Consider the following 20,310-nt stretch of genomic DNA (forward strand, 5'->3'; position numbering starts at 1 on the left):
CGACCTGACCGACAACGTGAACTCGATGGCGTCGAACCTGACCTCGCAGGTTCGCAACATCGCCTCGGTCACCACCGCGGTGGCGAAGGGCGACCTGGGCCAGAAGATCACGGTGGACGCGCAGGGCGAGATCCTGGAGCTGAAGAACACCGTGAACACGATGGTGGACCAGCTGTCGTCGTTCGCCGACGAGGTCACGCGGGTGGCCCGGGAGGTCGGCATCGAGGGCAAGTTGGGTGGTCAGGCCCAGGTCAAGGGCGTCTCCGGTACGTGGCGGGACCTCACCGAGAACGTCAACCAGCTCGCCTCGACGCTGACCACGCAGCTGCGCGCCATCGCGCAGGTCTCCACCTCGGTGACCCGGGGCGACCTGACCCAGCGGATCGCGGTCGAGGCGCAGGGCGAGGTCGCCGAGCTGAAGGACAACATCAACCAGATGATCGTCACCCTCCGGGAGACGACCAAGAAGAACGCCGAGCAGGGCTGGCTGGACTCCAACCTGGCCCGCATCGGTGGTCTGCTCCAGGGTCAGCGGGACCTCGGCGAGGTCTGCCGCATGATCATGATGGAGGTGACGCCGCTGGTCGACGCCCAGCTCGGCGCGTTTTTCCTCGTCGACGACTCGGAGGGAAGCGTCCGGCTGCGGCTCGCCGCCTCGTACGGCTACGTGGCGCGCGGACACGACGTCACCTTCGGCCCCGGCGAGGGGCTCGTGGGGCAGACCGCGCTCTCCCGCCGCACCATCCGGGTCAGCGCGGCCCCGGACGGCCGGCTCACGCTGCGCTCGGGGCTCGCCGACACGCCGCCGGCCGACCTGGTCGTGCTGCCGGTGCTCTTCGAGGGCGAGCTGCTCGGCGTGATCGAGTTCGCCGGGGTGTCGGCCTTCTCCGACCTGCACCTGGCGTTCCTCGAGCGGCTGGTCCTGACGATCGGCGTCGCGGTCAACACCATCCAGGCGAACCGGCGTACGGAGGAACTGCTCGCCCAGTCCCAGCGGCTGGCCCACGAGCTGCAGGAGCAGTCGGCCGAACTCCAGCGCACCAACGCGGAGCTGGAGGACAAGGCGAAGCTGCTGTCGGAGCAGAAGGGCAACATCGAGACGAAGAACCGGGAGATCGAGCTGGCCCGGCTCGGCCTGGAGGAGAAGGCGCAGCAGCTCACCCGGGCGTCGGCGTACAAGTCGGAGTTCCTGGCGAACATGAGCCACGAGCTGCGTACGCCGCTGAACTCCCTGCTGCTGCTGGCCCGGCTGCTCGCCGAGAACTCGGAGAGGAACCTCAGCCCGAAGCAGATCGAGTTCGCCAGGACGATCCACAGCGCCGGCTCCGACCTGCTCTCGCTGATCGACGACATCCTCGACCTGTCCAAGATCGAGGCGGGCCGGATGGACGTCGAGCCGACCGAGATCCGGTTCGCCGAAATCCGCGGCTACGTCGAGCAGGCGTTCGCGCCCCAGGCGGAGGAGAAGGGCCTGGACTTCGACGTCCAGGTCAGCGGGGACCTGCCGGAGGCGATCGTCACCGACGCCCAGCGCTTGCAGCAGATCCTCCGCAACCTGCTCTCCAACGCGGTCAAGTTCACCGACGCCGGCGCGGTGACGCTCAAGATCGCCCCGGCGCCGGGTACCGCGGTGTTCGACGTGCCGGCGCTGACCAACGCCCGGCAGGTGATCGCGTTCACCGTCGCGGACACCGGCATCGGCATCTCCGACGACAAGCTCTCGATCATCTTCGAGGCGTTCCAGCAGGCCGACGGCACCACCAGTCGCCGCTACGGCGGCACCGGCCTGGGGCTGTCGATCAGCCGGGACCTGGCCCGGCTGCTGGGTGGTGCGATCAGCGTGTCGTCGGCGCCCGGGCAGGGGTCGACGTTCACGCTCTTCGTACCCGACGTGCTGGCCCCGGACGCCGTCGTGGCACCGGCGCCGCCCTCGCCCACCCGGGCCGGCCTCCCGTCGTCGCTGCTGATGCCGCCGGTGGAGCTGCTGCCGGAGGCGTCGGAGGCGCCGGCCACGCGCCAGCTCGAGGGTGCGACGGTGCTGATCGTGGACGACGACGTCCGGAACGTCTTCGCCTTGACCAGCGCATTGGAGCTGCACGGCATGACCGTGTTGTACTCGGACAACGGGGCGGACGGCGTCCGCCTCCTGGCCGAGCATCCCGAGGTGGACATCGTCCTGATGGATGCCATGATGCCCGACCAGGACGGATACGAGACGACGCGGCAGATCCGGCGTAACCACCGGTTCGCCGACCTGCCGATCGTCTTCCTGACCGCGAAGGCGATGCCCGGTGACCGGGAGTCGGCTCTGGCGGCCGGGGGTAGTGACTACATCACCAAGCCGGTCGACCTGGACGAGCTGATCGAACGTATGTCGTCCTGGATCAGTGGCAGCCGGAGCGAGGAGAGTTCGTGACCCAGATGGCGAAGGCGCTGCTGGTGGACGACCGCCGGGAGAACCTGATGGCCCTGGAGGCGATCCTCCAGGGGCTTCCGGTGCAGTCGGTGGCGGTGGAGAGCGGCGAGGCGGCGTTGAAGCAGCTCCTCGTCGACGACTTCGCGGTGATCCTCCTCGACGCGCAGATGCCCGACATGGACGGCTTCGAGACGGCCAGCCACATCAAGCGGCGGGAGCGTACCCGGCACGTCCCGATCATCTTCCTCACCGCCGCCGACCGGGACGCCCAGCTCGCGCTGCGCGGGTACGCGGCCGGCGCGGTGGACTACCTGACCAAGCCGTTCGACCCGTGGGTGCTGCGTGCCAAGGTGTCGGTGTTCGTGGAGCTGTGGGTGAAGACGCGGCAGCTCGCGGCGCAGTCCGACCTGGTCCGGGAGCGTGACCGGCAGTGGCGCCTGCTGACCGACGCGGTGGACGAGGCGACCGCCCTGCTGCGCGGCGACGCGGACCCGGAGGCGGTGGCCCGCGCGATCGACCTGCTGGAGCAGGCCCGCTGGGGCAACACCGACTGACGGCCGGTCAGGTGGTGGGGGCGTCGTTGCGGATCATCAGGGCGCTGCGGAGGCCCGTGATGTCGAAGACGCGGAGCAGGAACTCGCCCACGTTGGTGAGGACCAGCAGGCTCTGGGCGTGACTGGCCTTGCGACTGAGCACGACCAGCGTGCCCAGACCCTGCGAGTCGCAGAAGGTGACGCCGCCCAGGTCGAGCACGATCCGCGGCGGCGGATCCGTCAGCACCTCGTTGACGACGGTCGAGAGCTGGGCGGCCGTGAGCATGTCGATCTCACCGGCGAGGCGCAGGATGGCCTCGTCACCCGACCGGTGCAGCGTGATGGACAGTTCGGCACGATCCACCGGGTCAGCCTATCGCGATCTCGACGCACCGGCCCGGCGAGGCGGAGTGGGCCCGGCGACCAGGGGCGGAGGACACCCGGCCAGGGTGAGACTGGTAACCCCCGGTACGGGGTGCCTGCCGATCGGGCCTCCGACGCTGACACAATGGCGGCATCGTGACCGATCTGTTTCCCGCCGGATCCGGCCGCTACCCGGCCGACGCACCGGCCTCCGAGGCCCTGTTCGCCCGCGCCCGCGCCCTCGTGCCGGGCGGGGTGAACTCCCCTGTCCGCGCCTTCCGGGCGGTCGGCGGCACCCCGCGGTTCATGGTCCGGGGGGAGGGGCCCTGGCTGTACGACGCGGACGGGCGGCGCTACGTCGACCTGGTCTGCTCGTGGGGGCCGCTGATCCTCGGCCACGCCCACCCGGCGGTGGTCGAGGCGCTGCGCGAGGCCGCCGCCCTCGGCACCAGTTTCGGCACTCCCACCCCCGGTGAGGTGGAGCTGGCCGCCGAGATCGTCGACCGCACCCCGGTCGAGCAGGTGCGGCTGGTCAACTCGGGCACCGAGGCCACCATGTCGGCGATCCGGTTGGCCCGCGGCTTCACCGGCCGCTCCAAGATCATCAAGTTCGCCGGCTGCTACCACGGGCACTCGGATGCGCTGCTCGCCGCCGCCGGGTCCGGCGTCGCCACCCTCGGCCTCCCCGATTCACCCGGCGTGACCGGCGCGGCGGCCGGCGACACGATCGTGCTGCCGTACAACGACCTGACCGCCGTCGAGGCGGCCTTCGCCGCCGAGGGACCGCACATCGCCGCGGTCATCACCGAGGCCGCCGCCGGCAACATGGGCGTGGTCGCCCCGCGCGACGCCTTCAACCAACGGCTCGCCGCGATCGCCCACGCGCACGGCGCGCTGCTCATCGTCGACGAGGTGATGACCGGGTTCCGGGTCTCCCGCTCCGGGTGGCACGGCCTCGACGCCTCCGAGGCCGACCTGTGGACGTACGGGAAGGTCATGGGTGGCGGCCTGCCCGCCGCGGCCTTCGGCGGACGCGCGGAGGTGATGGGGCGCCTCGCCCCGGCCGGGCCGGTCTACCAGGCCGGCACGCTCTCCGGTAACCCCCTCGCCTGCGCCGCCGGCCTGGCCACGCTCCGGCTCGCCGACGACGCGGTCTACCGCAGGCTGGACGAGACGGCTGCCGTCGTGGGCAAGCTGGCGGGCGACGCGCTGGCCGCCGCCGGGGTCCCGCACCGGCTGTCGTACGCGGGCAACATGTTCTCGATCTTCTTCACCGACGCCGACGTGGTCGACTACGACAGTGCGCGCACCCAGCAGGTGCCGGCGTTCAAGGCGTTCTTCCACGCGATGCTCGCGGCCGGGGTCTACCTGCCGCCGAGCGCGTTCGAGTCGTGGTTCGTGTCGGCGGCGATCGATGACGCCGCCCTGGAGCAGATCGCCGGGGCGCTTCCGGCGGCGGCGGCCGCGGCGGCTGCGGCGGGTCACGGGGGGTAGCGGTGAGCGCGAGGAGTGCGCCGGGTTCGCGAGCCCCGCAGTCGCGAACAAGGGGGGCGCAGCGGTGAGCAAGACGGTGGTCCACGTGCTGCGGCACGGCGAGGTGTACAACCCCGAGGGCATCCTCTACGGCCGGCTGCCGGGCTTCCGCCTGTCCGAGCTGGGCGTGCAGATGGCGAAGGCCGCCGCGCAGGGGCTCGCCGAGCGGGAGGTCGTGCACGTGGTGGCCAGCCCGCTGGACCGTGCCCAGCAGACCGCCGAGCCGATCGCCGCGCAGTTCGGGCTGCCGGTCGGTGTCGACGAGCGGCTGATCGAGAGCGCCAACTGGTTCGAGGGTAAGAAGGTGTCCCCGGGCGACGGGTCGTTCCGCGACCCGCGCAACTGGTGGGTACTGCGCGACCCGGTGACGCCGAGCTGGGGTGAGGCGTACCGCGCGATCGCGGAGCGCATGTTCGCCGCCCTGCACGCCGCCCGCGTCGCCGCCGAGGGGCGGGAGGCCGTCCTCGTCTCCCACCAGCTGCCGATCTGGACCCTGCGCCGGTACGTCGAACGCAAGCGCCTCTGGCACGACCCGCGTAAGCGGCAGTGCGGGCTGGCCAGCCTCACCTCCTTCCACTTCGACGGCGCCAAGGTGGTCGGCATCGGGTACACCGAGCCGGCCGCGCACCTGATCGCGATGTCGCCGACCGCCCGGACAGCCAAGGGGGCGTGATGAACCGGCCTCTCAGGTTGACCGCCGGCCTGCTCGCCGCCGTCGCCACGGCGGCGCTCGCCGCCTGCTCCCCGTCGAACGCGGAGAAGGCCTGCGACAACCGGGACGGGATTATCGAGTGCGCTCCGGACCAGCGTTCCGCCGCCCCGAAACTCGCCGGTGAGCTGCTCGACGGCGGCAGCTACGACGTGGCACGCGACCGCGGCCAGGTCGTGGTGGTCAACTTCTGGGGTTCCTGGTGCGCGCCCTGCCGCGCCGAGGCCGACGACCTGGAGGCGACCTACCAGGCGACCAAGAGCTCCGGCGTGACGTTCCTCGGCATCAACATCCAGGACCAGCGGGACAAGGCGAAGGCGTTCGAGGAGGGCCGGGTGACGTACCCGAGCCTGTTCGACCCGCCGAGCCGCCTGGCGCTCGCGCTGGACATCCCGCCGAACACCATCCCGGCCACCGTCGTGCTCGACCGGGAGGGCCGGATCGCCACCGTGATCCGGGCCGCCGTCAAGCAGGAGGGCCTCCAGCCCATCGTCGAGCGGATCGCCGCGGAGTCGCCCGCGCGGACCGGCCAGCGCTGATGGGCGAGACGTTCCGCGAGCTCGCGCAGTCCGGTCCGCTGCTGCTCGCCATCGGCGCGGCGGCCCTGGCCGGCCTGGTGAGCTTCCTGTCCCCCTGCGTCCTCCCCCTGATGCCCGGCTACCTCTCCTACGTAACGGGCCTAGCCGGCGCCGACCTCGAAGGACGCCGCGAAAGGAAGGGCCCCCTCTTAACGTCTCCGGTAGAGGAAGGGCCCCCTGTTAACACCTCGGGCGGGGGCGTGGCGGTGCGGGAACGCACCCGGGCCGCCGCGGCGGCCGTCAAGGGCCGGGTGCTCGCCGGCACGCTGCTGTTCATCGCCGGCTTCACCGTCGTCTTCACCGCCACCGCGATCTTGTTCGCCACCGTCGGCAAGGTCCTCTTCCAGTACGAGCGGACGCTGGAGATCGTGATCGGCGGGCTGATCGTGCTCCTCGGGCTGAGCTACGTCGGGGCGCTGCCCGGGTTGCAGCGCGAGTTCCGCATCCAGAAGCTGCCGTCCGCCGGGCTGCTCGGCGCGCCGGTGCTCGGCGCGGTCTTCGCGCTGAGCTGGGTGCCCTGCACCGGCCCGACACTCGGCGCGGTGCTGGGAATGGCCACCGTCGGAGGCCAGACCGACCGGGCCGTGGTGCTCGCCGTGGCGTACTGCCTCGGGCTGGGGGTGCCGTTCCTCGTCTTCGGGCTGGGCTTCCAGCGCCTGCTCGGGGTCTTCCGCGCCGTCCGGCGCAACAGCCGGTGGGTCACCCGGGTCGGCGGCGTGCTGCTGATCCTGATCGGCCTCGCCCTCGTGACCGGCGGCTGGACCAACTTCGTGAGCTGGTTGCAGGCCACCGTCGGCGCCGGTGAGGTGAGCATCTGATGACCGTCGTGGACGAGCGGCGGGCCCCGCCGGCCGAGGCGCCCCGGCGCCGCCCCAACCCGGTACTCGCGTTGCTGCGCAACTCGTGGCGGCAGCTCACCAGCATGCGTACCGCGCTGGTGCTGCTCTTCCTGCTCGCGGTCGCCGCGATCCCCGGCTCCGTCCTGCCGCAGCGCGGCGTCAACCCGGAGGACGTACGGGACTACTTCGCCGCCCACCCGGACCTGGCCCCGGTGCTGGACCGGCTGGGCGCGTTCGAGGCGTTCGGGTCGGTCTGGTTCTCGGCGATCTACCTGCTGCTCTTCACGTCGCTGATCGGCTGCATCACGCCCCGGCTCCGGGACCACGTCCGGGCCCTGCGGTCGCAGCCGCCCGCCGTCCCGAAGCGGCTCGACCGGCTGCCCCAGCACGCCGTCCTCGCCGCCCCGGCCGGCGGTGCCGCCGCGATCGCCGAGTCGCTGCGCCGCCGCCGCTGGCGGGTGGTGGTGCGGGGTGACGAGGTCTCCGCCGAGAAGGGCTACCTCAAGGAGACCGGCAACCTGCTCTTCCACACCTCGATGGTGGTGGTGCTGGTCGGTGTCGCGCTCGGCTCGTGGTACGGCTGGAGCGGCAACCGCCTGCTGGTGGCCGGCGCGGAGAACGCGTTCTGCAACACCCAGCAGCAGTACGCGGAGACGTCGTTCGGTGCCCGGGTGGGCAGCGCCGACCTGCCGGGGTTCTGCCTGAGCTTGAACGACTTCGAGGCGGAGTTCCTGGAGTCCAACGGCCAGCCGGAGTCCTTCAACGCGGAGGTGACCGTCGACGAGGACGGCGGCGCCCCGCGCCCGGCCGAGTTCTCGGTCAACTCGCCGCTGCGCCTGGACGGCGCGAACGTCTACCTGCTCGGCCACGGGTACGCCCCGGTGGTCCGCTACACCGACCGCTTCGGCCGCAGCCAGACCAGCACGACCCCGTTCCTCACCACCGGAGACATCGGGATCACCGGCGAGGGCGTGGCGACCTTCCCCGACGCCAACGTCGACCCGGCCACCGGCAAGCGGGACGCGAACCTCCAGATGGCCTTCTCCGGCCTGTACCTGCCGACCGCCCCGCAGGAGGGCCCGTTCGTCCGGTCCGAGTTCCCGACCGAGCGCAACCCGCTGCTCAACCTCGTCGCGTACCGGGGCAACCTGGGCCTGGACGCCGGCATCCCCGGCTCGGTGTACGAGCTGGATCAGCGACAGGTGCGGGAAGGCAAGGTCAAGGAGGTCGGCACGAAGCTGCTCAAGGTCGGCGAGGCCTGGACGCTGGACGACGGCTCGAAGCTGGAGTTCCTGGGCACCGAGCCGTACATCGTGCTGTCGGTGCGGTACGACCCGGGTGCGACGCTGCTGCTGGTCAGCTCCGGCACGCTGCTGCTGGGCCTGATGGGCTCGCTCTTCGGCCGCCGGCGCCGGGTCTTCTTCCGGGTGCTGCCCCCCGCCGGGGTGACGGCCGGCGACCCCGCGGGTGGATCTCCGACGGGCGGTAGTAGTTTGGTCGAGGCCGGTGGGCTGCCGCGCACCGACCATCCCGGGTTCGCCGACGAGTTCGCGCAGCTCGTGGCCGCGGTCAGCGGCGACGGGACGCGGGGCGGGCAGGTCGGTGCCGGTCCTGACGACCAGGCCGGGGCGCGAGAAGGAGCCGAGTGATGTCCGCACTCTCCGACCAGCTGGTGTCGTTCGCGATCCTGGCGTACCTGGTCGCGATGATCAGCCACGCCGTCGAGTACGCGCTCGGCAACGCCCGTACCCGGGCCGCCGCGCCCGCCCGCGAGCTGGTCGGCGCGGGCGTGGGAGCGCCCGGCGAGGTCGTCGCGAAGGTGCCGGCGGCCGGCGGTACGGCAGCGGCCGAGCGCACCGCCGCGCGGGCCCGGCTGGCCGGCCGGATCGCCGTCGGGGCCACCGCCGTGGCCGCCCTGCTGCACCTGGGTGCGCTGGTCACGCGCGGCCTCGCCGCCGACCGGATGCCCTGGGGCAACATGTACGAGTTCGTGCTGACGGTCTCGTTCATCGCGACCGCGGGCTGGCTCGCCGTGCTGTGGAAGCGCCCGCCGCTGCGCCGCCTCGGGCTGTTCCTGACGCTGGTCATGGTGCTGCTGGTGGCGACCGCCGAGCTGGTGCTGTACACGCCGATCGTCCCGCTGGTGCCGGCGCTTAACTCGTACTGGTTCGTCGTCCACGTCTCGACGATCGTGTTCAGTTCCGGGGTCTTCCTGCTCGGTGTGGTGCCGGCGGTCGCGTACCTGATGCGGGCCGGTTGGGAACAGGGCCGGCGGAGCTTCCCGTACACCCTCGCCAGGCGGATGCCGGCGGCGGCGGCCCTGGAACGGCTGACCTTCGTGCTGCACGCGTTCTCGTTCCCGATCTTCACCTTCGCGGTGATCGCCGGGGCGATCTGGGCCGAGGCGGCCTGGGGCCGGCCGTGGGGCTGGGACCCGAAGGAGACCTGGGCGTTCATCTCCTGGGTGGTGTACGCGGGCTACCTGCACGCCCGGGCCACACCGAGCGTGAAGCGGAACGTGGCGACCTGGCTGGCCGTGCTCGGCTTTCTCACCGTGCTGATGAACCTGTTCGGCGTGAACATCTTCTTCGAGGGCCTGCACTCGTACGCCGGTATCGACTGACCCTGCATTTTGTATAACTACAGTTATAAGAAGTGTAGTTATACTTTGCGTCCATGGAGCTGAGCAAGCCCGCGGAGATCTTCGACCGTGACGTCGAGTGGGCGGAGTTGGTCCGTTTCGCCACCGACGACCGGCGAGGTGCCACGTTGGGCGTGGTGAGCGGGCGCCGCCGGCAGGGCAAGACGTTGCTGCTGTACGAACTGGCCCGCGCCGCGGGCGGCTTCTACTTCGGGGCGACCGAGGCGACACCGACGGAGTCGCTGCGGCGGCTGGGCGAGGCGCTCGGCCGGCACACAGGTGCCCCTGGGCCGGTCCATCTGGTCGACTGGTCGAGCGCGGTCGACGCGCTGCTGGCCCTGGGTCGCGAACGCCAGCTCCCCGTGGTGATCGACGAGTTTCCCTACCTGGCTCGGGCGAGTCGTGACCTGCCGTCGGTAATCCAGCACGCACTCACTCCGGGCCGCGCGGAGCGCACCGACTCCCGTTCCCGTCTGCTGCTGTGCGGCTCCGCGCTCTCGTTCATGGGCGGGCTGCTGGCCGGCTCCGCTCCGCTGCGCGGGCGGGCCGGGCTCGAACTTCCCGTCGCACCCCTCGACTACCGGGCGGCGGCGGCCTTCTGGGGGATCAGTGACCCGTCGCTCGCCGCCCGGGTGTTCGCCATCGTCGGGGGCACACCGGCCTACCGCCGGGAGTACGTGCAGGACGACTCGCCCGAGGGGCCCGGCGACTTCGACGACTGGGTCGTGCGGGCGGTGCTGAATCCCGCGCGTCCACTGTTCCGTGAGGCGCGCTACCTGCTCGCCGAGGATCCGGACCTGCGGGACACGGCCGTCTACCACTCCGTACTCGCGGCGGTCGCCGAAGGCAACGGCACCCGGGGCGGCATCGCCGGCTTCATCGGGCGCAAGGCCACCGATCTGCAGCACCCGCTCACGGTGCTCGAGGACGCCGGCCTCCTGGTTCGCGAGCCGGACCCGCTGCGCAGCGGCCGTAGCCGATACCGCATCGCGGAGCCTCTCATCACCTTCTACCAGACCGTCATGCGGCCGGCCTGGACGGCGCTGGAGCAGCGGCGTGGCACGGACGTCTGGCGACGTTCCGAGCGACGGTACACGAGCGGGGTGCTGGGCCCGGCGTTCGAAGAAATCGTCCGGCAGTGGGCCGTGCGCTTCGCCGCGCCCGATACGCTGGGCGGCATCGCCGCCGAGGCGAGCTCGGGCGTGCTGACCGACCCGGCCAGCCGGACGAGCCTGGAACTCGACCTCGTCGCGCTCGGAGAGCCGCCACCTGGCGACGGCCCCCGTCCGCTGCTCGCCGTCGGTGAGGTCAAGTGGGGCCGTACGTTGGGCGTCCCTGACCTGGACCGGCTGGCCAGAGCGCGTGACCTGCTCGTCGCCCGACCCGGCCTGGACGCCCGTGGTGCCCAGCTGTTGCTCGCCAGTGGTGCGGGGTTCACCGATGACCTGCGCCAGGTCGCCCAACGCCGGCCTGACGTGGTTCTCGTCGACCCGGCGCGGCTCTACACCGGTGACTGAATACCGCGGGACGCACCGCCCGGGGGTGATGCCGGGACCAGTTGGCCGGGGTGACCGACCGCAGGTCGTCCTCCATGGCGGCGACCCGGTCCGGGCCGAACGTGTCCGCCCGGCGATCACCAACAGCCGGTAGCGGTGAACGGCCTGCTCCACAGGGCGACCTGGAGGACGACCGACTTCAGCCACGCCTGGTGCATGGCCTCGACCTCGTCCGCGCTGTGCCCCTTGTTGGCGAGGAACGGCCGGATGGTCGTGGTGATCGGGACGATGAACGCGATGATGTGCCGCAGGTTGATCAGCGGTACCGAGGGGGCGTTGTCGGTCGCGTTCTTGCGTTGCGGGGTGTGCCGTAGCCCGATCTCCTCGGCGTAGTCCAGCCACGCCGGGTCGTACGGCCGGTTGCAGGTGTCCAGGATCCACTGGCCGAACCGGCCGCGTACGCGCTGCTGGTAGTCCTCGATCGGCTGGCCGGCCGGAGTGGCGAAGTAGGCGGCGAGATGCGGGTGGGCGGTCACGAAGCCGTACCAGACGTCGAGGATGTCCTCGATCTGATCGGCCAGCACCTCGCCCGCGGTGCGCAGTGCCGCCACGTCGCTCGGCTCGAACATCGCGCTGGCCTTGATCTGGTCGAGATCGGCGAGGGTGACGGGGGATCGGGCGACCCGATCCGTGCCGTACGTGTACCCGGCGACCTTCGTTCCCGTCATCTGGTAATCCTCCGTCGCTCGCATCAGGGATGTGGGACTCGACTTCCTGTCGAGGAGGGTACGGTCTGAATCCCGCCATCCGTGCTGAAGCGGCATGAACCCATCCGAAGGGTGTGGGCGGCGATGGGTCGGCGTCGTCGCGGCAAGCCGGGGACCGACCCGCCTCGGCCGGTCGCGACCGGGATGCGGGAGACTTGCGGGCATGGCGGCTCGTGGCTTCCCGTACACCGATCTCAAGGACTTCCTCGCGGCGCTGGAGCGCGCGGGTGAGCTGCGGCGGGTGACCGTCCCCGTCGACCCCACCCTGGAGATCAGCGAGATCGTCACCCGCACGGTCCGCGCGGGTGGCCCGGCGCTGCTCTTCGAGCGCCCGACCCGCGGTGAGATGCCGGTGGCGATCAACCTGTTCGGCACCGAGAAGCGGATGGCGATGGCGCTCGGCGTCGAGTCGCTGGACGAGATCGGCGCCCGGATCGGCGCTCTGGTCAAGCCGGAACTCCCGGTCGGCTGGTCCGGCATCCGTGAGGGCCTGGGCAAGGTCATGCAGCTCAAGTCGGTGCCGCCGCGCAAGGTGAAGACCGCGCCCTGCCAGCAGGTGGTGTACCGGGGCGAGGACGTCGACCTGAACCGGCTGCCCGGCCTGCAGGTGTGGCCCGGCGACGGCGGGATCTTCCACAACTTCGGCCTGACCCACACCAAGCACCCGGAGACCGGCAAGCGCAACCTCGGGTTGTACCGGCTCCAGCAGCACAGCCGGAACACGCTGGGCATGCACTGGCAGATCCACAAGGACTCCACCGCGCACCACGCGGTCGCCGAGCGGCTCGGCCAGCGGCTGCCGGTCGCCATCGCCATCGGCTGCGACCCGGTGGTCTCGTACTCGGCGAGCGCCCCGCTCCCCGGCGACATCGACGAGTACCTGTTCGCCGGCTTCCTGCGCGGCGAGCGGGTCGAGATGGTCGACTGCCTGACCGTGCCCCTTCAGGTCCCGGCCCACGCCCAGGTGGTGCTCGAGGGGTACATCGAGCCCGGCGAGCGGCTGCCCGAGGGCCCGTTCGGCGACCACACCGGCTTCTACACCCCGGTCGAGCCGTTCCCGGTCCTGCACGTCGAGACCATGACCATGCAGCGCGACCCGGTCTACCACTCGATCGTCACCTCCAAGCCGCCACAGGAGGACCACGGCCTCGGCAAGGCCACCGAGCGGATCTTCCAGCCGCTGCTCAAGCTGCTGATCCCGGACATCGTCGACTACGACCTACCCGCCGCCGGCGTCTTCCACAACTGCGCGATCGTGTCGATCCGCAAGCGCTACCCGAAGCACGCCCAGAAGGTCATGAACGCGATCTGGGGCGCGCACCTGATGTCGCTGACCAAGCTGATCGTGATCGTCGACGAGGACTGCGACGTGCACGACTACAACGAGGTGGCCTTCCGCGCCTTCGGCAACGTCGACTACGCCCGCGACCTGCTGCTCACCGAGGGGCCGGTCGACCACCTCGACCACTCGTCGTACCAGCAGTTCTGGGGCGGCAAGGCGGGTGTCGACGCCACCCGCAAGCTCCCCGAGGAGGGCTACACCCGGGGCTGGCCCGAGGAGATGACCATGAGCCCCGAGGTGGTCTCGCTGGTCGACAAGCGCTGGAAGGAGTACGGCGTCTGATGGCCGTCGTCGACGCGCCGGTCGAGCGGCCGGGCCGGGTGAGGTCCTTCCTCAAGCTCGTGGCGATCGAGCACTCCGTGTTCGCGTTGCCGTTCGCGTACCTCTCCGCGTTGACCGCGATGCAGGTGAACGGCGGACGGGTGCGCTGGCTCGACCTGCTGCTGATCAGCGTGGCGATGGTCGGGGCGCGGACGTTCGCGATGGCCGCCAACCGGATCCTCGACCGGCGGATCGACGCGCGGAACCCGCGTACCGCGAACCGGGAACTGGTGACCGGAGCGGTGAGCCTGCGGACGGCCTGGACCGGCGCGGCGGTCGCGCTGGTCGTGTTCCTGGCCGCCGCCGCCCTGCTCAACCCGCTCTGCCTGGTGCTCGCGCCGCTCGCCGTGGTGCCGCTGGTCGTCTACCCGTACGGCAAGCGGTTCACCAACTGGCCGCACGCGATCCTCGCGCTGGCGCAGGCGGTCGGCCCGGTCGGCGCCTGGCTCGCGGTGACCGGCACCTTCGCCGATTCGTGGCCCGCGTGGCTGCTCGGGGCGGCGGTGGGGCTGTGGATCGGCGGCTTCGACCTGATCTACGCGTGCCAGGACGCCGAGGTGGACCGGAAGATCGGCGTGCACAGCGTGCCGGCCCGCTACGGGCTGCGTTTCGCGCTGCACGCCTCGACCGTCGCGCACGTGGTGACCTTCGCCTTGTTCATCTGGTTCGGCGTACTGGTCGGCTTCGGCTGGCTCTGGTGGATCGGGCTGGCACTGACCGCGGTCGCCTTCGCGTACCAGCACGTGGTGGTGAGCCCGACCGACCTGAGCCGGGTCAACCGGGCGTTCTTCACGGCCAACGGCTTCGTCGGCATCGCGCTGTTCGTCTTCGCCCTGCTCGACCTGGTGGTCCGGCTCGGCCTGCGGCCCTGACCGGCCGCCCCGGCCGGTGTTAAGAAGGGGCCCCTGCTCTACCGGAGGCGTTAAGAAGGGGCCCTTCCTTACCCGCGTAGCGGGTGCTCTCGACGGTCCAGTCGATGGTGCCCCGGACGGCGTTGGCGATCACGTCCAGGTGGTCGCCGACCGCGGCGTCCACCGCCCGGCCGAACGACGGCACCGCCGCGCGTAACTCCACGAAGCGGCGCATCGACTCCCGCCAGCGATCGGCGACCAGCGCGACCGCCTCGGCCAGCGGCACCCGCCGCTCACCGGCGACCGCCAGCACCAGGTTGTGCCCCACGGCGGTGGGCTGCTCCCGATCCAGCGACGCGAGGTCGTTGTACCAGGACAGCAGGTCGTTGCCGGTGTCGGCGACCCGGCGCAGCGCCGGGTGGTGGTAGACCGCGTCCGGCAGCGGGCGCCCGGTCACGAACTCCACCAGCGGGTACGACAGGTACGCCGCCGAGGTGGCGCGCCGCAGCTCGATGTACTCGGCGACACCCGGCCGGTGGCCGGCGGCCTTGCCGACCGCTTCCCGCCAGGTGCCGTCGAGGTGGTGGGCGACCGCGTCGGCGACCCGCGTCCGCCACCGCGCCGGCATCCGGCGGCGCGGCTCCCGCCACGCGCGGACCAGCAGCCGCCGCAGCCCACCGTCCAGCCCGGGGGACCGGAGGCGGGCCCCGCCGTGCAGCACGGTCAGCGTCCCGGTGCGCAGTGCGCGGATCTCGTCCGGGGCGAGCCGCTGCGGCCCGTCGCAGGCGTCGTCGACGAGGAAGAACCAGGTGAAGAGCGCGGTCAGCACCCGCAGGTCGGCCTCGGTGGCGCCCGGGTAGAGCCGGCCGGCGTACCGGGCGACGCCGGCGGCGGCCAGCCGCCGCCGGGCCGCGGCGTCCAGCGGCAGGTCGAGGTCGGGCAGCAACTCGTCGACGAGCCACCGCTGCACCGCGTCGGCGTACGGCGAGATCCGGGGCGCGATCGGGCACTCGGCCCGCAGCGACCAGAGGACCGCCCCGGTCATCACCGATTCCTCCCGCGTGCGAGCTGCTGACGATGCACATCGCTGTGGAGAGCATGTCAGGTTGGCGGGATGCCCGCCTTCCGGGGCGGACAAGCTGGCTGAGTGGGGTGGGAAACCTCCCAAACCGGGGGTGCCATCGGCCGGGCGGCGACGACCAGGCAGGCTGGAGGCATGCGCGAACCATGGGTGGTCGGGGTGTCCGGGGCGTCCGGCACGCCGTACGCCGCCGCCGTCGTCCGGGCGCTGCTCGACGCCGGCGAACCGGTGGACCTCATCGTCTCCCGGGCCGCCCGGTTGACCATCCTCGACGAGACCGGTCGGTCGTTCCGCGACGGGCACTGGGCCGAGGACCTGGCCGCCTGGCTGGGGCAGGACCTCGTCGGCGCCGACGTCCGCCACTGGCCGGCGGGCGAGCTGGCGGCCGGGCCCAGCAGCGGCTCGTATCCGGTACGCGGCATGGCGGTGGTCCCGGCGAGCACGGCGGCCTGCGCCGGCATCGCCATCGGCCTCTCCAAGGACCTGCTGCAACGGGCGGCCGAGGTCAACCTCAAGGAGCGCCGGCCGGTGGTCGTGGTCCCCCGTGAGACGCCCGTGACGCGGAGCCACCTGGAGCACCTCATCGCCCTGCACGACGCCGGTGCGGTGGTACTACCGGCCAGCCCCGGCTTCTACGGGGCGGGAGCGGCGGCCTCCGCCGCTCAACTCGTGGACTTCGTCGCGGGCAAGGTGCTGGACGCCCTGGGCGTACCGCACACGCTCTTCCGCCGCTGGTCGGGCGAGTTGGGCGCGGCGCGCGAGTGAAGCGCGCGCCGGTCCGATCGGCGCGCGGACCGGTTGCCAGGATCCGGTCCGCGCGACGTCACACCGCTTCAGTACATCCCGGCGTTGGCCGGGCCGGAACCGGTCGAGGCGGTAGGGCCCGCGTTGCGTGGCTTGCCCATGTCCTCCGCCTCGTCCAACATGCCCTCCCCCTCGAGCAGGGCCCGCACCTCGGATTCCCGAAACCGGCGATGCCCGCCTGGAGTCCGGATGCTGCCTATCCGGCCCGCCGCCGCCCACCTCGTCACAGTCTTGGGATCAACCCGAAACAGCGCGGCGACCTCACCCGGTGTCAGCAGGCGATCTCCAGTGTCCACAGCCCCCTCCTCGCGTCGACGAAGCCCCCGGCTGAACACACTGCCCCCGGCCGGTGCGAGCCCAGAGCCGTCATGAGGGACGTATGGCAATTACAGCACCGGCGACCTGGCTTGTCCGCCAAACGCGAAAAACCCACTGAGTGGGAAGTTAGGAAATGTTACCCGCGAACGTCCGTCTTCACGACTGGTTCGTGAACAATTACGCTCGGTATGCTCATCCGGGACCGCGCACTCGGCGTGACCACCGTGGGACTAGGGTCTACAGTCCGTGGACGCGATCGACCTGAGCCTCGTTGAGCTGCTGCGCGGCAACGCCCGCCTCTCCTATGCCGAGCTGGCCCGACAGGTGGGGCTCTCCGCCCCGGCCGTGCACGAACGGGTCGGCAAGCTGGAGTCCAGCGGCGTGATCCGCGCGTACCGGGCCGAGGTGGAGCCGGAGACGATCGGCCTGGGCGTGACCGCCATCATCGGCATCGTCGAGGACTCGGCCGCGGACACCGACGACGTGCTGGAGGCGTTCCGGGCCATCCCCGAGATCGAGTCCTGCTACTTCATGGCGGGGGTCGAGTCGTTCCTGCTCAAGGCCCGGGTCGGGACGATCGCCGAGCTGGAGGCGCTCATCGTGCGCCTGAACCGCACCCCGGGCGTGGCGTCCACCCGTACCTCGATCGCCCTGTCGACCAAGTGGGAGAACCGGCCCCAGCCCGTCGCCCCACCGCCTGCCTGACCCGGTCGCCCGCAGTCCACCTCCCCAATTCCCGGCCGGCGACCCCGAAGCGGACGCTGTCGAGCTGCCCCCGTCGGTGCGACCACGTCGGCCTGTCCGGGCCGGCGTCGCCGCCCCGTCCACGAGGGCAGCTCGACAGGAGCCGGACAACGTCCCGACCGGCACGGAGGAGCGTCGTCGTCGCGGCTCTGGCGGCAACCGGACCGGCGGTAGTAGCGTGCGCCGATGACCATCCCGACGACCGGCGCGGGCCACCCCACCGGTGCCGCCACCGTCCCCGGCGCCGCCGTGGTGACCGGCGCGGCCGGGGGACTCGGGCAGGCCATCGCCGCCGCGCTGCACGCCGACGGGTGGCCGGTCCTCCTCACCGACCTCGACCCCGACGCGGTGGCCGCCGCCGCGGCACCGCTGGGCGGGTGGTCCCGCGCGCTGGACGTCCGCGACGAGGCGGCCTGTGCCGACGTCGCGGCCGAGGCGGCCGGACGCGGCGGTCTCGGGCTCTGGGTCAACAACGCCGGAATCCTCGTCACCGGCCCGTCCTGGGAGCACGACGCGGCGACCCGACGCCGGGTGCTGGAGGTCAACACGCTCGGCGCGATGAACGGCACCCTCGCGGCGCTGGCGGTCATGCGGAGCCAGGGGCACGGGCACGTGCTGAACGTCGTCTCGCTCGCCGGGCTGGTGGCCGCCCCGGGTGAGACCGTCTACGCGGCCAGCAAGCACGCCCTCGTCGCGTTCAGCATCGGTACGCAGGCCGACCTGAGGCTGGCCGGGCACCGGGACGTACACGTGTCGTGCCTGTGCCCGGACGGGATCTGGACGCCGATGCTGCACGACCGGCTGGACGACCCGGGCGCCGCCGCCTCGTTCACCGGGACGCTGCTCACGCCGGAACGCGTGGCCCGCCGGGCCGCGCGACTGGCCCGGCGGCCACGCCCGGTGGTCGCCGTCCCGCGCTGGCGGGGCGCGCAGGTCCGCCTCCTCGACGCGCTGCCCGGCGCGGCGCTGCGGCTCCTGCCGGCGGTGATGGCCGTCGGCCGGGCCGGTCAGCGCCGGCAGCGCCGCCGGACCGGCGGCGGGCCGTACTGACCAGGCTTGCTAGGTTTCCCGGGTGACTCATCTCGACCGGTGCGACGAGGCCAGCCGCCGGTGGGTGACCGAGGCGATCGCCACCGTCGAGGCGGACGCGAACCGGTCCGCCGACACCCACCTGCTGCCGTTCCCGTTGCCCCGGGAGTGGGGGATCGATCTCTACCTCAAGGACGAGTCGGTGCACCCGACCGGTTCCCTGAAGCACCGGCTGGCCCGGTCGCTGTTCCTGTACGGGCTCTGCAACGGCTGGATCGGGCCCGGCACCACGATCGTGGAGGCCTCCTCCGGGTCGACTGCAGTCTCCGAGGCGTACTTCGCCCGGATGCTCGGGTTGCCGTTCATCGCGGTGATGCCGGCCTCCACGTCCCCCGAGAAGATCGCGAAGATCGAGTTCCAGGGCGGTCGGTGCCATCTGGTCGACGACCCGGCCAAGGTGGTCGTCGAGGCGCGCTGGCTGGCCGAGGACTCGGGCGGCCACTTCATGGATCAGTTCACGTACGCCGAGCGGGCCACCGACTGGCGGGGCAACAACAACATCGCCGAGTCGATCTTCTTCCAGCTCGCCCTGGAGCGGCACCCCGTACCGGCGTGGGTCGTGGTCGGCGCCGGCACCGGCGGCACCAGCGCCACGATCGGCCGGTACGCCCGCTACCGGCGGCTGCCCACCAAGCTCTGCGTCGTGGACCCGGAGAACTCGGCGTTCTACCCGGCGTGGCAGGCCGCCGACTGGTCGGTGCGCACCGGACGCGGCTCCCGGATCGAGGGGATCGGCCGGCCCACCGTCGAGGCGTCCTTCCTGCCGTCGGTGGTGGACCGGATGGTGCAGGTGCCGGACGCCGCCTCCCTGGCCGCCATGCGGGCCGGCTCGGCCGTCCTCGGCCGGCAGGTCGGCGGCTCCACCGGGACCAACCTGTGGGGCGCGTTCGGGCTGATCGCCGAGCTGCTGGCCGAGGGCCGCACCGGTTCGGTCGTCACGCTGATCTGCGACGCCGGGGACCGCTACGCCGACACCTACTACGCCGACGACTGGGTCGCCGCCCAGGGCCTCGACCTGGCCCCGCACCTGGCCACCGTCGAACGCTTCCTCGCCGACGGCGCCTGGCCCGCCTGACAGCAGCCCCGCTCGACGCGGCACGGCCCGGGAACGCCGGGCAGCCTGTTCAGCGCCCGCCGAGCCCGGGGGAATTCCGGTCAGCGCGGCGCGGCCCGCTCCGCGAGTCCCGGGTAGCGCAGCACGTACCCGTCGCCGTCCACGTCCAGTTCGGCGGTGAACGTGTCGCTGGTGAAACGCACCCGGCCGGGGCCCAGTCCGGTGTAGACCTGCTCGGCGGCGACCACCACCAGGCTCGGCACCAGCACCCAGGCGACCGCGATCCGGTGCGGCGTGTCGGCGGGCCCGCCGGCCAGGCCGAGCCGGCGTACCGGCAGGGTGTTGAAGAGCGCCGACCCGCCCAGGTCGACGTCGAGGGCGTCGGCCAGGCGATCCGGGTCGTCGGTGCCCGGCAGGCCGGCGGGCGGCTGATCGGCGGCGGCCAGCGCGGCGTCCAGGTCGCCCTGCTCGGCCGTGGTCACCCGCCACCGGTCGACCGCCCGTTCCAGGCGTACGCTGCGCAGCCAGCCCGACCCCTCGGCCTCCACGACCAGGCTCGTGGTGACCCAGTCCGGATCGGTGCCGAGCTGGTACCGGCACGTGTACGGGATCGGGTCCACGGCGACCTGGGTGCCCCGCGCCGTCAACCCCTGCCCGTCGTCGACGAGGGCGTGCTCGGCGCCGGCGGTGTCGGTCCGAGTCCAGAGGAACGACTTCGGCATGGTCGGCATGAACCGACGCTACGCGACCCGGCGCGGCCGGGCAGCGCAGTCGGCGGCGCGGCCGGTGATCGGATCCGCCGGGTGGCGTCGGCACGACGGCCGGAGCGCC

The 20,310-nt window shown here is 72.0% G+C and carries 20 protein-coding genes; 15 read left to right on the top strand and 5 right to left on the bottom strand.

Features of this window, described 5'->3' with window-relative positions:
* The coding region (locus tag AB0873_RS16775; RefSeq protein ID WP_366600628.1) for an ATP-binding protein at window positions 1-2,416 on the top strand (2,416 nt) is incomplete at its 5' end.
* Window positions 2,413-2,970: a response regulator gene (locus tag AB0873_RS16780; RefSeq protein WP_155329338.1), complete on the top strand. Its 558-nt coding sequence runs from the start codon at window positions 2,413-2,415 to the stop codon at window positions 2,968-2,970. The genes AB0873_RS16775 and AB0873_RS16780, both read left to right, overlap by 4 nt.
* A gap of 7 nt (window positions 2,971-2,977) precedes the next feature.
* On the opposite strand, the gene AB0873_RS16785 is transcribed toward AB0873_RS16780, so the two are convergent.
* Complete coding sequence (locus AB0873_RS16785; RefSeq protein WP_366600629.1) at window positions 2,978-3,313, bottom strand: STAS domain-containing protein; 336 nt, start codon at window positions 3,311-3,313, stop codon at window positions 2,978-2,980.
* Between the two features lie 155 nt (window positions 3,314-3,468).
* Between AB0873_RS16785 and hemL the strand changes: the two genes are divergently transcribed.
* The 7 genes from hemL to AB0873_RS16820 all read left to right on the top strand — a co-directional run bounded on the left by hemL (window position 3,469) and on the right by AB0873_RS16820 (window position 11,129).
* Window positions 3,469-4,806: a glutamate-1-semialdehyde 2,1-aminomutase gene (hemL, locus tag AB0873_RS16790; protein ID WP_155329336.1), complete on the top strand. Its 1,338-nt coding sequence runs from the start codon at window positions 3,469-3,471 to the stop codon at window positions 4,804-4,806.
* A gap of 64 nt (window positions 4,807-4,870) precedes the next feature.
* On the top strand, window positions 4,871-5,518 hold the full coding sequence (locus AB0873_RS16795; RefSeq protein WP_366600630.1) for a histidine phosphatase family protein: 648 nt from the start codon (window positions 4,871-4,873) through the stop codon (window positions 5,516-5,518).
* On the top strand, window positions 5,518-6,093 hold the full coding sequence (locus AB0873_RS16800) for a TlpA disulfide reductase family protein (protein ID WP_366600631.1): 576 nt from the start codon (window positions 5,518-5,520) through the stop codon (window positions 6,091-6,093). The genes AB0873_RS16795 and AB0873_RS16800 overlap by 1 nt, the downstream gene beginning before the upstream one ends.
* Window positions 6,093-6,950, top strand: a complete 858-nt coding sequence (locus AB0873_RS16805) for a cytochrome c biogenesis protein CcdA (RefSeq protein WP_155329333.1) — start codon at window positions 6,093-6,095, stop codon at window positions 6,948-6,950. Before AB0873_RS16800 ends, AB0873_RS16805 begins: the two co-directional genes overlap by 1 nt.
* Window positions 6,950-8,620: a cytochrome c biogenesis protein ResB gene (locus tag AB0873_RS16810; protein WP_366600632.1), complete on the top strand. Its 1,671-nt coding sequence runs from the start codon at window positions 6,950-6,952 to the stop codon at window positions 8,618-8,620. The genes AB0873_RS16805 and AB0873_RS16810 overlap by 1 nt, the downstream gene beginning before the upstream one ends.
* The gene (gene ccsB, locus AB0873_RS16815; protein WP_366600633.1) at window positions 8,620-9,594 is read left to right on the top strand and encodes a c-type cytochrome biogenesis protein CcsB; all 975 of its coding nucleotides are present in this window, start codon (window positions 8,620-8,622) and stop codon (window positions 9,592-9,594) included. The genes AB0873_RS16810 and ccsB overlap by 1 nt, the downstream gene beginning before the upstream one ends.
* A gap of 53 nt (window positions 9,595-9,647) precedes the next feature.
* Window positions 9,648-11,129: an ATP-binding protein gene (locus tag AB0873_RS16820; RefSeq protein ID WP_366600634.1), complete on the top strand. Its 1,482-nt coding sequence runs from the start codon at window positions 9,648-9,650 to the stop codon at window positions 11,127-11,129.
* Between the two features lie 116 nt (window positions 11,130-11,245).
* On the opposite strand, the gene AB0873_RS16825 is transcribed toward AB0873_RS16820, so the two are convergent.
* Window positions 11,246-11,836, bottom strand: coding sequence for a protoglobin domain-containing protein (locus tag AB0873_RS16825; protein ID WP_366600635.1), 591 nt, complete (start codon window positions 11,834-11,836; stop codon window positions 11,246-11,248).
* A gap of 202 nt (window positions 11,837-12,038) precedes the next feature.
* Between AB0873_RS16825 and AB0873_RS16830 the strand changes: the two genes are divergently transcribed.
* Together AB0873_RS16830 and mqnP are read left to right on the top strand one after the other, a co-directional pair.
* Window positions 12,039-13,499: a menaquinone biosynthesis decarboxylase gene (locus AB0873_RS16830; RefSeq protein WP_366600636.1), complete on the top strand. Its 1,461-nt coding sequence runs from the start codon at window positions 12,039-12,041 to the stop codon at window positions 13,497-13,499.
* Window positions 13,499-14,410: a menaquinone biosynthesis prenyltransferase MqnP gene (gene mqnP, locus AB0873_RS16835; protein ID WP_366600637.1), complete on the top strand. Its 912-nt coding sequence runs from the start codon at window positions 13,499-13,501 to the stop codon at window positions 14,408-14,410. Before AB0873_RS16830 ends, mqnP begins: the two co-directional genes overlap by 1 nt.
* A 19-nt stretch (window positions 14,411-14,429) precedes the next feature.
* Here the strand turns inward: mqnP and AB0873_RS16840 are convergent, their stop codons facing one another.
* The gene (locus tag AB0873_RS16840; protein WP_366600638.1) at window positions 14,430-15,434 is read right to left on the bottom strand and encodes a terpene synthase family protein; all 1,005 of its coding nucleotides are present in this window, start codon (window positions 15,432-15,434) and stop codon (window positions 14,430-14,432) included.
* A gap of 171 nt (window positions 15,435-15,605) precedes the next feature.
* Between AB0873_RS16840 and AB0873_RS16845 the strand changes: the two genes are divergently transcribed.
* Window positions 15,606-16,235: a UbiX family flavin prenyltransferase gene (locus AB0873_RS16845; protein WP_366600639.1), complete on the top strand. Its 630-nt coding sequence runs from the start codon at window positions 15,606-15,608 to the stop codon at window positions 16,233-16,235.
* Window positions 16,236-16,303: 68 nt separating this feature from the next.
* Here AB0873_RS16845 and AB0873_RS16850 read toward each other — a convergent pair whose 3' ends face one another.
* Window positions 16,304-16,570 (bottom strand): BldC family transcriptional regulator, encoded by a 267-nt coding sequence (locus AB0873_RS16850; protein WP_130321259.1) that lies wholly within the window; start codon window positions 16,568-16,570, stop codon window positions 16,304-16,306.
* Window positions 16,571-16,838: 268 nt separating this feature from the next.
* On the opposite strand from AB0873_RS16850, the gene AB0873_RS16855 reads away from it, so the two are divergent.
* The 3 genes from AB0873_RS16855 (at window position 16,839) to AB0873_RS16865 (ending at window position 19,500) form a co-directional block, all read left to right on the top strand.
* Window positions 16,839-17,297, top strand: a complete 459-nt coding sequence (locus AB0873_RS16855) for an Lrp/AsnC family transcriptional regulator (protein WP_155329325.1) — start codon at window positions 16,839-16,841, stop codon at window positions 17,295-17,297.
* A 225-nt stretch (window positions 17,298-17,522) separates the two neighbouring features.
* Window positions 17,523-18,386, top strand: coding sequence for an SDR family oxidoreductase (locus AB0873_RS16860; protein WP_366600640.1), 864 nt, complete (start codon window positions 17,523-17,525; stop codon window positions 18,384-18,386).
* 22 nt (window positions 18,387-18,408) lie between these two features.
* The gene (locus AB0873_RS16865) at window positions 18,409-19,500 is read left to right on the top strand and encodes a PLP-dependent cysteine synthase family protein (protein WP_366600641.1); all 1,092 of its coding nucleotides are present in this window, start codon (window positions 18,409-18,411) and stop codon (window positions 19,498-19,500) included.
* Window positions 19,501-19,580: 80 nt separating this feature from the next.
* On the opposite strand, the gene AB0873_RS16870 is transcribed toward AB0873_RS16865, so the two are convergent.
* Complete coding sequence (locus AB0873_RS16870) at window positions 19,581-20,210, bottom strand: putative glycolipid-binding domain-containing protein (protein WP_366600642.1); 630 nt, start codon at window positions 20,208-20,210, stop codon at window positions 19,581-19,583.
* Window positions 20,211-20,310: the final 100 nt, after the last annotated feature.

The sequence above is a fragment of the Micromonospora sp. NPDC047707 genome, assembly GCF_040704235.1.
Classification (GTDB): Bacteria; Actinomycetota; Actinomycetes; order Mycobacteriales; family Micromonosporaceae; genus Micromonospora.